The organism is Paracoccus binzhouensis (assembly GCF_016446475.1).
In the GTDB taxonomy this organism is placed as follows: domain Bacteria; phylum Pseudomonadota; class Alphaproteobacteria; order Rhodobacterales; family Rhodobacteraceae; genus Paracoccus; species Paracoccus binzhouensis.
On sequence record NZ_JAEHFP010000001.1, the window covers coordinates 108,425 to 121,057 of the forward strand.

The 12,633-nt window shown below is 62.2% G+C and carries 10 protein-coding genes; 7 read left to right on the forward strand and 3 right to left on the reverse strand.

Going from position 1 to position 12,633, the window contains the following annotated elements:
• Positions 1 to 108: 108 nt before the first annotated feature.
• Complete coding sequence (locus I9P22_RS00540) at positions 109 to 2,223, reverse strand: hypothetical protein (RefSeq protein WP_199257477.1); 2,115 nt, start codon at positions 2,221 to 2,223, stop codon at positions 109 to 111.
• Positions 2,224 to 2,587: 364 nt separating this feature from the next.
• On the opposite strand from I9P22_RS00540, the gene I9P22_RS00545 reads away from it, so the two are divergent.
• The 7 genes from I9P22_RS00545 (at position 2,588) to I9P22_RS00575 (ending at position 10,611) form a co-directional block, all read left to right on the forward strand.
• On the forward strand, positions 2,588 to 3,043 hold the full coding sequence (locus I9P22_RS00545; protein WP_199257478.1) for a DUF2924 domain-containing protein: 456 nt from the start codon (positions 2,588 to 2,590) through the stop codon (positions 3,041 to 3,043).
• A complete protein-coding gene (locus tag I9P22_RS00550; RefSeq protein WP_199257479.1) occupies positions 3,040 to 4,365 on the forward strand; it encodes a recombinase family protein in 1,326 nt (441 codons plus the stop codon). Before I9P22_RS00545 ends, I9P22_RS00550 begins: the two co-directional genes overlap by 4 nt.
• Positions 4,362 to 4,757: a hypothetical protein gene (locus I9P22_RS00555; RefSeq protein ID WP_199257480.1), complete on the forward strand. Its 396-nt coding sequence runs from the start codon at positions 4,362 to 4,364 to the stop codon at positions 4,755 to 4,757. Before I9P22_RS00550 ends, I9P22_RS00555 begins: the two co-directional genes overlap by 4 nt.
• A gap of 157 nt (positions 4,758 to 4,914) precedes the next feature.
• A complete protein-coding gene (hsdR, locus tag I9P22_RS00560) occupies positions 4,915 to 7,293 on the forward strand; it encodes an EcoAI/FtnUII family type I restriction enzme subunit R (protein ID WP_199257481.1) in 2,379 nt (792 codons plus the stop codon).
• Positions 7,294 to 7,310: 17 nt separating this feature from the next.
• Positions 7,311 to 8,876, forward strand: a complete 1,566-nt coding sequence (locus tag I9P22_RS00565) for a class I SAM-dependent DNA methyltransferase (protein ID WP_199257482.1) — start codon at positions 7,311 to 7,313, stop codon at positions 8,874 to 8,876.
• Positions 8,876 to 10,033, forward strand: a complete 1,158-nt coding sequence (locus I9P22_RS00570) for a restriction endonuclease subunit S (RefSeq protein ID WP_199257483.1) — start codon at positions 8,876 to 8,878, stop codon at positions 10,031 to 10,033. The genes I9P22_RS00565 and I9P22_RS00570 overlap by 1 nt, the downstream gene beginning before the upstream one ends.
• A 2-nt stretch (positions 10,034 to 10,035) precedes the next feature.
• Positions 10,036 to 10,611 (forward strand): hypothetical protein, encoded by a 576-nt coding sequence (locus I9P22_RS00575; RefSeq protein WP_199257484.1) that lies wholly within the window; start codon positions 10,036 to 10,038, stop codon positions 10,609 to 10,611.
• Between the two features lie 20 nt (positions 10,612 to 10,631).
• Here I9P22_RS00575 and I9P22_RS00580 read toward each other — a convergent pair whose 3' ends face one another.
• Together I9P22_RS00580 and I9P22_RS00585 are read right to left on the reverse strand one after the other, a co-directional pair.
• Positions 10,632 to 11,543 carry a three-Cys-motif partner protein TcmP gene (locus I9P22_RS00580; protein WP_177208255.1) on the reverse strand — a complete coding sequence of 304 codons (912 nt, stop codon included), beginning with the start codon at positions 11,541 to 11,543 and terminating at the stop codon, positions 10,632 to 10,634.
• Positions 11,544 to 11,570: 27 nt separating this feature from the next.
• On the reverse strand, positions 11,571 to 12,329 hold the full coding sequence (locus I9P22_RS00585; protein ID WP_037206238.1) for a DUF5131 family protein: 759 nt from the start codon (positions 12,327 to 12,329) through the stop codon (positions 11,571 to 11,573).
• Between the last annotated feature and the right edge of the window lie 304 nt (positions 12,330 to 12,633).

Here is a 12,633-nt window from a genome sequence, read left to right on the forward strand (position 1 = left end):
CTGAGTGAGCACCCCCATTGGCCGACAGAATCATCGACCGTCTAACCCCCCAATCATCGACGGTTCATCGACGGGGCGGTTGCACGCCCGGCATGGATCGAGGAGAGATCAGTTTGTCTTCAACCCCCACCAAGACTGGCCGAGGTCTTCGATGTAGTCTTGGAAGATCGGCCACCGCTTTTTTCCAAGCATCTGCTGGATGCCGGTCGACTTCGAACCGTCGATGAGATCGCGGGTCTTCACCCCGGGTAGACCTTTCTTCTTCGCGTCGACCAGCAGCCGGAAACAGTGGACCTGCTGCTCGCTGAACAAAGGCAACTCCGGCTTTCCGGGCACGTGAAGTGTTCCTGACTCCCCATCCGCGTTTTCCACGAGGGTCAGGGCCGTGCCGCCGAGCGCAAGTCCGAGGTTCGAACGGAAGAAAGTCTGGACGAAGCTCTTATCGAGGCTGGCAAATCCTGCCGAGCCATCGATGGCCCGGGGAAGGGTCATGATGAGGTTCGCGGCGATGCATTTACAGCCGGGATCCTTCCCGCAGAACACGATGCCGGGGCCCGCTCCGGATCGCATGCGCAATTGGACCTCGGCATCCACGAACCACTTCTGTTCGCCCAATCCGCGCGCGAGGTAGCAGGGAACATCTTTTCCATCGATGGACATGCTGCCGATGAAGAAGAGCCTCGTTGTGATCTCTTGCTTCCCCTGAATTGACAGCACGCTCTGCAGAGCCTCGATGATCCGCTGCTCGAGCCATTCCGTGCTGATGGCATAGAGCATCCGGTCCTTCGCTGGTGGTACGTCTTCGTCGTCGAAGTCGTCGATCACGCTGTCATCGACGTCCTTGCGCACGATCAGCTTGGCCTCGACGAGGCGATCCGGGTCGCTTTTCCTCTCCGAGAAGAATGTTGCGGGGACTGTGTCTTCCCCTCGGTCATGCAGTTCCAGCAGCAAGGGGAGGAAGTCGCCGAGCTCGCCGGAGCTGAGGTCTCGGAAGGGATGCTGGATCTTCCACTCGGTGAGAAGCGTCCGCCCCAGCCTGCGAAGCTCGGGATCGGGATCGCTGAGCAGGCTGCAGCGGTTACGGTCGGAGATCGTGATCTCCAGGAGGGACGGAGGGTCGGATTCCTGGCGCCGGTAGCGCACCGCGATGACGGCTCGGGAGATCCCCGACGCGCGCTGAAGTACGCGGGCGGGCGCCAGGTAGCTTTGCGCTGTCTTCTCGATCTCGTCGCCAAACGGGACAGAAAGACGAAGCCTTTGCTTCCACCTGGCGAGGCGCACCTCGATTTCGACGAGCGCAGTCTTGTCCACGAGGAACCCGGGCACGGCAGGTGGGTCAAGCGTGAGCGTCCTGAAGAACTGCGAAAGATCGTAATTCACCCACGTCAGCGGCTTCGTCGATACATCGTGCCCCAGGACCTCGGTTGCAAAACACTCAGAAACCAACGCGCGCTCTGGGGCTGTATCAGCACAAATCTCGATCCTTTGTTCCACAGGGGTGTAGATCAGCAGAACTTCCTTTTGCGGTCGCAGAAAGCGAAGGCGCCTGCCTCCATTGTCGAGATGTTCGGGAATACCTGTGATGTCCTTTGGAATCCGGATAATCACCAGAACCGACGGCTTGTACGCTTCCGTGGCCGGGAGGTCGACGACGCTCATTCCACAATCTACGGAAAGCTTGAGGCGCAACCGCACAGCAGCGAGGAGTTTCTCCTTCGGTATCGCGTTTGCGTCCACCGGCTTGGGGTGCTCGAGATCCACATCGAATGCGCTGTACAGCTTTCCATCTCGCCATAGGCGTGCATTTCGGAAGCTCACGGCGTCATCGAATGCCCGACGATGATGAGCGTGAACGTGTAGTGCGACGGCCAACTCACCAAGCTGAGTGAACGCAGCTTCGTACTCCTCGTTGGAGAGTTCCTCTTCGGCAATCACCTTGAGAGCGGACGGGCCCTTTCCGTTCGTCAAAAGTAAAACGCGTTGCGCCTCGATTTCGACAGGAAGCGTGACCTCCGGTTTCATGTCGTTGATCGCTGCGATCACCGCATTTCGGCTCTCTTCGTTGTCTTCTTCTTCGAGGGGCTGAAAAGGTTCAGCGATCTCCGAGGCAATCGCAACGAAATTCTCATCGTCCTGAAAAAAGAAGCCCCGAAGCGATTCGGGTGATGCGTTCTCAATTACTGTCTGAAGGGACCGCAAGCTACGTTTCGATGAAGGGGCCATCACTTCCTCTCGCTAAAGACGCCAAGGCAACTATAAGCGCAGCATCCCGCAGGGGCACTCGCCCATCAATAGATTTTCTCCCGCTCCGACATGGGGCTGTCCCATCGGCAGCCGTCAGGTGGCTTTTGATCGGTAACAGCACCACCGATCACGGGTACCAAGACATGAAGCGCCCCAATCCGCTCACGCCCGACCAGATGACGCCCGCAGAGCGCCGCACCGAGCTGTGCGGCCTGCTGGCGCTCGGGCTGGTTCGGTTGCGGATGCGGGAGACGGGCGAAGTATATGACGATACCGGAGAAAGTTGCCTACACTATCCGCCCGACCAATGCCGTCATGCAACTCCAACTTGCCGGAGAAATGCATGAACAAACCCGACCCCATCCCCGCGCGCCTGGCCGCGCTCAAGACAACTTCAACGCCCGACTTGAAGAAGCAGTGGCGCGATCTGTTCGACAGCGAACCGCCGCCGTTCAACAGGCGCTACCTCGAAAGCCGCATCGCCTATCGCATCCAGGAACTGGCCTATGGCGGGCTGAAGCCCGAAACGGTCCGGCGGCTGGAGCGGCTGGGCGAGAAACTGGACGGCGGCGACAGGACGAAGCGCAGCCTACGCGCCGACCGTGACCGCCCGATCACCGGCACGCGGCTGCTGCGCGAGTGGCAGGGCGTCGAGCAGATCGTCACCGTCACCGCCGAAGGCTTCGAATGGCAGGGGCGCCCCTACAAGTCGCTGTCCGCCATCGCGCGGGCCATCACCGGGACGCGGTGGAACGGCTGGGTGTTCTTCGGACTCAAGAACCACAGGGGGCGGACATGACGAAGCCGCCCGAAAAATCGAAGCTCGTCCGCAAGCTGCGGTGTGCCGTCTACACCCGTAAATCGTCTGAGGAAGGGCTGGAGCAGGAGTTCAATTCGCTCCACGCCCAGCGCGAGGCCTGCGAGGCGTATATCGCCAGCCAGCGATCCGAGGGCTGGGTGCTGGTCCGCGATCAGTATGACGACGGCGGCATCTCCGGCGGCACGCTGGAACGGCCCGGTCTTCAGCGGCTGGTCGAAGACATCGAGGACGGGCTGGTCGACGTGGTGGTGGTCTACAAGATCGACCGCCTCAGCCGCTCGCTGGCCGACTTCGCCAAGCTGGTCGAGGTGTTCGACCGGAACGGCGTGACCTTCGTCTCGGTCACCCAGTCGTTCAACACGACCACGTCCATGGGGCGACTGACGCTGAACATCCTGCTGTCCTTCGCCCAGTTCGAGCGCGAGGTTACGGCCGAACGAATCCGCGACAAGGTCGCCGCCAGTCGAAAGAAGGGCATGTGGATGGGCGGGGTGCCGCCTTACGGCTACCGCGTCGAGAACCGGAAGCTGGTCATCGACGACGAGAGCGCCGCGCATGTGCGCTGGATCTTCGCGCAATTCCTCGAGATCGGGTCCTGCACGGAACTGGCGCGGGAGGTCGGCGCGCGCGGCCTCCGGACGCCGCGCGGCAACCGGATCGACAAGAAATACATCTACCGCATGCTCAGCAACCGCGCCTACATCGGCGAGGCGGTCCACAAAGGCGACAGCTATCCCGGCGAGCACGACGCCATCATCGATCCCGAGATTTGGGACCGCGTCCACGCCATCCTGCAGGAGAGCCCGCGCAAGCGCGCCGCGCGCACCCGCGCCGACACGCCCGCGCTGCTGAAGGGGCTGCTGTTCGGGCCCGATGGCGCCGCTTTCTCACCGACCCACACCCGCAAGGGCGACAGGCTCTACCGCTACTACGTCAGCCAGACCGTGCTGAAGCACGGCGCTGGAGCCTGCCCTGTAGGCCGCGTACCTGCCGCGGAGATCGAGGGCGCCGTCATAGACCAGCTCCGCGCCGTGTTCCGCCAGCCGGAGATCGTGGCGGGGACGTGGAAGGCGGCGCGTGCCTACGCCGAAGATATCTCCGAGGCCGACGCACGCGCGGCCTTGCAACAGCTCGACCCGCTGTGGGACGAACTCTTCCCCGCCGAGCAGGCGCGCATTGTCACGCTGCTGGTCGAGCGCGTCGATATCGGCACGAACGGGCTCAACTTCCGGCTCCGGATGGACGGCCTCGGAGGGCTCGCGCGCGAGATGCTGTCTGGCAGCATCGGAGCAGCGGCATGACCCGCGCGACGGCGGTCCCCGAGACGGTTACAATCCACGTGCCATTCCGCATCGTGAAGCGCGGCGGGCGGAAAGAGATGCAGCGGCCATCAGGTACCCAAGCGCGCGGGAGGCCGGACGATACGCTCATCAAGGCGCTTGCGCGCGCGTTCCGCTGGAAGAGGATGCTCGACAACGGTGACTTTGCCACGGTAGCCGACCTCGCCGCACAGGAAGGCATCGCTGTCTCCTACCTCACGCGTGTGCTTCGGCTGACGCAGCTTGCGCCCGATCTCGTCGAGGCGATACTCGACGCACGGCATCCCCCGGGCCTAACGCTTCAGTCGCTGCGAGTGCAGATCCCCGATGAATGGTCGAGGCAGCGCGAGTCCTTGCTGCCAGGGACGGAATAAGGCTTGCGGCATCAGTCGGCCCCGCTGTAGCTTCTCCGAGCCGTTGTCAGGCGAAAGAGCTGCCAAACCAAAGAATTGCGCGTTGATCTGAGCCGAGTTCTTTGACAAGCCGTTTGCTGCGCGATGGCATGTCGAAACCGGGCGAAGTAGATTGCGCATGAACGAAGCCGACACCTGCAGGAAGTTCGTCGTCCCGAAGCTGCAGGAAGCAGGCTGGGATGATCGCCCGCACGCGATAAACGAGCAGAGAACTTTTACTGACGGCCGAGTTGTATTTGTCGGCGGCAAAGCTCGCCGTGGCAAGCAGAAGCGCTCAGACTATCTTCTCCGCTATAATCCGGATTTCCCGATCGCCGTCGTTGAGGCCAAATCCCGCTACCGGCACGCCGCGGAGGGCCTCCAACAAGCCAAGGAATATGCAGAAATCCTTGGACTTCGGTTCGCGTATTCGACCAACGGGATCGAGATTGTCGAGTTCGACTACACGACCGGCATCGAGCGAACGATCTCGGATTTCCCGGCGCCTGATGACCTTTGGGCTCGGCTCCGCCGCGCCGAGGGCATTGTCGACGACCAAGTGGCCGAACGGCTGCTGACGCCCACCTTTCCAGACCGAGCCAAACCCCTTCGCTACTATCAGGAAATCGCGGTGAACCGCGCGGTCCAAGTGGCCCTTCAGGGCAGGAAGCGGGCCCTTCTCACACTGTGCACCGGAGCGGGCAAGACTGCCGTCGCCTTCCAGATCTGCTGGAAGCTATGGTCAGCACGCTGGAATTCCAAAGGGGTCAACCGAAACCCGAAGATGCTGTTTCTCGCTGATCGCAACGTCCTGGTCGACGATCCGATGGCAAAAGACTTCAGCCCGTTTGGCGACGCCCGTCACAAGATAGCTGGCGGCGTGGCGGTCAAGAGCCGCGACATGTATTTCGCGATCTACCAGTCCATCGCGCGTGACGAGAACCGTCCCGGCCTCTACCGAGAGTATGCGCGCGACTTCTTCGATCTCATCATAATTGACGAATGCCATCGTGGCAGTGCGCGCGACGACAGCAATTGGCGAGAAATCCTCGAGTGGTTCGAGCCTGCGACCCAGATCGGGATGACAGCGACGCCGCGGCGAGAGGATAACGTCGACACCTACAACTATTTCGGCGATCCGCTTTATGAATACAGCCTGGCGCAGGGCATCGCTGACGGCTTCCTGGCCCCGTATCGCGTCCATCGCGTCATATCGGACTACGACGCTGCAGGCTGGCGACCAACGCGGGGTGAACTTGATCGCTATGGTCGCGAGATCCCCGACGCCGAATACTCGACGCGGGACTTCGAGCGGGTCGTGGCGCTGCGGGCTCGAACTCAGGCCATTGCGAAACATCTCGCGGGCTTCATGGCCGAGACCGACCGCTTCGCGAAGACCATCGTCTTCTGCGTCGACCAGGAACACGCGCTCGAAATGCGGCAGGCGCTCGCCGCCCTGAACACCGATCTCGTGAAGGACCATCCCGACTACGTTTGCCGTGTGACGTCCGACGAAGGCGATGTGGGAAGCGCGCACAGGGCGAAGTTTCAGGATGTCGAGACCCAGACGCCGGTCATCCTCACCACGTCGCAGCTTCTCACGACCGGCGTGGACGCCCCGACCTGCAAGAACGTGGTGCTCGCGCGGGTCGTCGGCTCCATGCCGGAGTTCAAGCAGATCATCGGACGGGGCACCCGTCTCCGGCCCGACTACGGCAAGCTCGCCTTCAACATCATCGACTACACCGGAACCGCGACGCGCATGTTCGCCGATCCCGCCTTTGACGGCGATCCCGTCCGCGAGGACGAAGCGGTGATCAATGCGGACGGCGACATCGTGGAAGAGCGCGAGATCGAAGAAGTGGCGCCGGATCCGGACGATTTTCCTGAAGGGCCCGATATCCCGGATGGACCGGTCGAGCTGGGGGACGAGGGCGAGAACGGGCCCCGCAAGTTCTATGTCGACGGCGGCGAGGTCGCGATCGTCCGGCACCTCGTGTACGAACTCGATTCTGACGGCCGGCAACTCGCCTGCCGCCAGCTCACCGATTACACTGGCGACAAGGTCCGCACACTCTACCCCAATGCGTCGGAACTGCGCACGGACTGGCTCGATCCCGAACGCCGGGCGGAAATCGTCGAGCGGCTCGAGGAAAAGGGCATCGACCTCGATTCCCTGGCTGATGCAGTCGGAAAGCCGGAGGCCGACCCGTTCGATCTCCTTTGCCATCTCGCCTATAACGCGCCGCTGCGCACCCGGCGCGAGCGCGCTGACCGTCTGGTGAGGGAGCAGGACGAGTTTCTGGACCGCTTCGGGCCGGATGCCCGCGAAGTTCTGGATGCCGTGCTTGAAAAGTATGCCGAACATGGCAGTGCCCAGTTCAAGCTGCCCGACATCCTTGAAGTGCCCCCGTTCAACGAGTGGGGCAACGTCATAGAAATCGCCGCCCGCTTCGGCGGGGGCAAGGAGCTGCGCAGCGCCGTCACCGAGCTGCAGCGTCTGCTCTACACCGCTTGAATTGAAGGAGCTCTATCTTGGCTACAACCGCCCGAAAGAAGGCTGCGCCGAAGCAACTGACCACTGCCCAGCGTCTCGACAGCATCATCAAGTCCGCCCGCAAGATCATGCGGAAGGACAAGGGGCTGAACGGCGACCTTGATCGGTTGCCGATGCTCACCTGGATCATGTTCCTGAAGTTCCTCGACGACATGGAGCGGATCGAGGAGGGACGCGCAGAACTTGCTGGCAAGGATTATCGCTCGATCATCGAGGCCCCTTATCGCTGGCGCGATTGGGCGGCGGACGCCGATGGCATCACCGGTCCCGACCTCCTGTCGTTTCTCGTTTCCGAAATGACCGAGCGCCCGGACGGCACACGCGGCCCGGGGCTCTTCGCCTATCTCCGAGGCTTGCGCGGCGACAATGGGCGGCGCGAGCGGCGCGACGTGATCGCAACCGTCTTCCAGGGCTTCGCCAACCGGATGGAAAGCGGCTACCTGCTGCGCGACGTGGTCAATCTGATCGACGGCATCCATTTCGATTCTTCGGAAGAAGTTCACACCCTCGGGCGCCTGTACGAGACGCTGCTGCGCGAGATGCGGGACGCTGCAGGAGACTCGGGCGAGTTCTACACGCCCCGGCCTGTCGTGCGGTTCATGGTCGAAGTGACCGACCCCAAGCTAGGCGAAACCATCCTGGACCCGGCATGCGGCACCGGGGGATTTCTGACCGAGGCGTTCCTGCATCTCGAGCGCCAGGCCGATACGGTCGAGAAGCGGCGCATCCTCCAGGAAGACAGTTTCTTCGGCGGCGAGGCCAAGTCGCTGCCGTTCCTGCTGTCCCAGCTCAACCTCCTGCTGCACGGCCTGCATGCCCCGCGCATTGACCCCGGCAATGCCCTTCGCTTCCGCTTGGCCGAGATCGGCGAGGATCAGCGGGTCAACGTCATCCTGACCAATCCGCCGTTCGGCGGCGAGGAGGAGGCAGGCATCCTCAACAACTTCCCTGAGGACCGGCGCACGGCCGAGACGGCACTGCTGTTCCTGCAACTGATCATGCGGCGGCTGAAGCGCGCCGGGCGCGGGCGGGCCGCGGTCGTCGTTCCGCACGGCACGCTGTTCGGCGATGGCATCTCGGCGCGGATCAAGGCGGACCTGCTCGAGAAGTTCAACCTGCATACGGTGGTCCGGCTGCGTGAAGGGGTGTTCGCGCCCTATACGGACATCCCGGCAAACCTGATCTTCTTCGACACGACCGGGCCGACGAAGGACATCTGGTACTACGAGATGCCGCTGCCGGAGGGCCGCAAGAAGTACTCGAAGACCGCGCCCATGGCCTATGAGGAGTTTGCGGACTGCCTCGCCTGGTGGAAGAAGCGCGAGCCGAGCGAGCGCGCCTGGAAGGTCTCCGCGACTGATCTGATCCAGCGCGACGAGCAGGATCGCGTTGTCGCCTGTAACCTGGACATCAAGAACCCGCATTCCGGCGCGATCGCCGATCATCGCGCGCCGGCCGAGATCGTGGACGCGATCATCGCACAGGAACAGCGGATCCTCGGCATCATGGACGAGATAAAGGCCGTGCTGGCGGAGCGGGTGTGATGGTCACCGCAAAAGTTCCGCTCTCAGACCTGTTGTCCCTGGTTTCTGATCCATGCCGCGTCGATCCACGCGGCAGCTACCCAAACCTCGGGATCTACAGCTTTGCCCGCGGCGTCTTCGGCAAGCCACCGATCGACGGGGCCCAGACGAGCGCCAACACGCTCTACCGGGTGCGGAAAGGCCAGTTCATTTACAGTCGGCTTTTTGCATTTGAGGGAGCTTACGCCATCGTTCCCGAGGAAATGGATGGCGTCTTCGTCTCGAACGAATATCCCACCTTCGATGTCGATCAGGACCATCTGCTGCCTCGATACCTGTACTGGTTGTTCCAACGCCGTGACGTGTGGCGGCAGGTCGCGGTCGGCGCCAAGGGAATGGGCGACCGCAGGCAACGTGTGCACCCCGACAAGGTGCTGAGCTACCGGATCGACCTTCCGTCCCTTGGCGACCAGCGCCGCATCATTGAAAAGCTCGACCGGGTCGCGGCGCTGGTGGACGACCGCCGCAACGCCATCGAGGCGGCCGAGCGCGAGACGCAGGCGTTGCTGCTGAAAGCCTTCCAGCGCGCCATCGACGGCGCCCCCCTGCGCCCCATGGCCGAGGTCGCGCCGCTGGTGCGAAGACCGGTCGAGATCGATCTCGACGCTGCCTATCCGGAACTCGGCGTCCGGTCATTCGGTCGGGGCACGTTCCACAAACCCGAACTGCCCGGCGTTGAGGTCGGCAACAAGAAGCTGTTCCGCATCTGCGCGGGCGACCTCGTGTTCAACATCGTCTTTGCCTGGGAAGGCGCTGTCGCCGTCGCTCAGCCAGAAGACGATGGCCGGGTCGGCTCACATCGTTTCCTGACCTGCGTTCCCGCGCCGGAAACCGCAACCGTCGAGTTCCTACGCTTCTATTTCTCGGCGCCCGAGGGATTGCAGAAGCTGGGTGAAGCATCTCCTGGCGGAGCGGGACGGAACCGGACGCTGGGATTGAAGAAGCTCGAAAGCTTGCAAGTGCCGGTCCCACCAATCGGTCGACAGCACTGGTTCGACCGCCTTCAGACGAAGGCGCACGAAGCCCGCACCATCCGCGCCAACACCGCGCAGGATGTGGAGGCCCTGATTCCGGCCATGCTGCACGAGATCTTCGACGGTGGGGCGAAGGCCGCGTGACTGTGAGCCGGGACGATCAGCCCGATCTGCTATCGGACCTTTCGGATCTGGACTTCGTCCGTCATCTGCTGGCCGACCTTCATGACGACCTGCCAGGGAAAGTCGGCCGTTTCCGGATGCTGACAGATCTGGGCGGCCAGATGGGTCGATCCGGGACGATGATTTTCGGCGGCCATGCGGCCTATCACGCTTGGGTCGAAGCGCGTTCGTCGTTCGTGCACGGCAACTATGTGGCGACGATCCTGCTGTGTCAGGGCCTCGTGGAGCATCTGCTGGCGGCATATCTTCACGCCGGGCTTCTGGTTGATGACATTCCGGATCGCATCCAGTTCGCCGACACCCTCCGCCGCTGCCGAGAGCGCGAGGTAGTCTCTGATGAAGACGTCACCGACCTCCGCCGCATGATGGCGCTGCGAAACCCGTTGTCGCACTTCCGGCATGTCGATGACGGCAGCAGTCTTGATCGTCGTAGCATCGATGAGAGCAGATCGGCGGACGACCTGCTGCGCCATGACGCGATCTTTTCGATCGGTCTCGCCGTTCGGATGCTTTCAAGGCCTGCGTTCCGGCTCGGCTAGCAATCGGGGCCACCAGCTGGTCATCGTCGAACGGACCGAGTTTTTGGTGGCGTGATCCGATCACCCTTCGCCAAGATGTAGTCGGCGATCTTGTGCCCGAGGGGATGGGGCCCCGCCCACAGCATGTAGTAGATTGGGACACCTCGCGTGTTCCTGACGACACTCGGTGTGGCGGCGTGGCCGAACAAGGTCTTCAGGCGGCCGACGTAGTGGTCAAGAAGCCGCTTGGCTGCATCGTCAACCTTGTGGCGGGTCGTATCCCCGAAGAGGTCGGTGCGCTCTGCGTAGACGAGGCTCTCCCAGTCCGCACCGCCGAAGCAGCCGTTCAGCCCCGCGCGCCAAGTTTCGGGAATGTCACCCGAGCGCGTGATCAATCTGTTGATGGCCATTCCAAGCGGGAAGTTTATGATCACCTCAAACTTCTTGGTTGATCCCAGAGCCGCGACGGTTCGCCAGTCCAGGTGGGGGCCATAAGGATCGAGGAAAGCAACACCCCTCATGTTCCGCCCCGCAATCCGCGGGACCAGCTTCTGGATCAATTCGTTCGCGTCGCCAACCTGAACGCTGATCTTTCGAGCCGGGTACTCGGCCCTCAAGCCCTCGAGAAGGGCCGCGCGCCCTGCATCTGCGTCAAAGAAATGATATTGGGTGAAAGGGTGTTCGAGAGCGAGGGCTCGGTGCGGGGAGCCTTCGATGAACTGCTCCTCGGACCGAACGAACTCGTCATCAAGAAGCTGAAGGTCTTCGTCATCAGCACCGGCCCAGGCGTCGCGGATTCTTGACCGTCCCGCGCCGGCGAATGCGTCGACGTAGACCAGTTCGAAGGACTGTTTCTTCAGCGCAATGGTGTAAGCGTGAAGATATGCCTCGAGGCCATCGAGCTTTTGCCGAGCCCATGGGCCAACCGTATTTTCAATATGCGATTTCTTCAATGATGGCGGTACTCCGTGCGAAATGGTTCACGCTGAAATCTGATCGAGGATCGGCTTCGGGACGATTTGCCACGGAAAGCCGTTCCATTCCTCACCATCGAGCAGACGCCCCCCCGACTTCGGACGGGCGCCACCCCATTGTTTGAAGAAGAAAGCGACGTCGTCACGTTCGCAGATGTCCCGGATCTGGCGGGCCCAGCTTTCGTCCATGGGCCGAGCCCGGGGCCCGCTCTCCCCCCCGACGATGGCCCAAGCGACGCCCTGCAGATCGACATCCCCGACCGGTCCGAGCAGCGGCTCGAACGAGATGAAGCGCGCGTCGGAATTGATCTGCTTCAGGTGCTCGATCCGGCTCGCGTGCGCGGCGTCCTCGACAGAAACGCCGAGCCAGATGTGCCGAGGGACCGGCCCTCCATCATACCGCTTCCGAACGTAGTTGCGCATGAGCGAGCTGCGCTTGGTCAGCACCTGGTAGACGTGCCAGTCCGCCAGCTCCATGGCGTCGAACACCGCGTCGATGAATGTACGGTCGATGTCCTTGTGGAAGAGGTCGCTCATCGAGTTCACGAAGATCATCCGCGGCTTTTTCCAGAGCACGGGCTGCTTCAGCCTCGACGGCCAGAGTGTCAGGTCAAAGCCCTGCTCGTAGGGGTGTCCAGGGATTCCACGCCAGCGCTCTGCGAACCGCTCGGCGTAGCAGTTGTCACAACCGGGACCGACCTTGGTGCAGCCCGTCACCGGGTTCCACGTCGCGTCCGTCCATTCGATGTCTGACTTCTGGGCCAACTGCTCGCCTCACACTTTTTCACAACAGTAACACGCGGTTGACTCAGCACAAAGCACGAACAGCGGCTGGGGTGAGATTGGTCCTAGCCGCAGCCGAACCAGCGCGCAACGGGCGGCGTTCGATCTCTGTTCCATCCGCCATCCAGATGGATTTTCCAAATCGCGTGCATCACGGACTTCGAAAGATCACTTGAAAGCAATGACTTAAAGCTGTTCACCGAAAGCGCGGCGGTTAACAGATCCGGAGAATATCGGCCCGGAGAGAACGCGTGTGCGCCCTTCGGGGCGTAGGCCGGTTAACAGC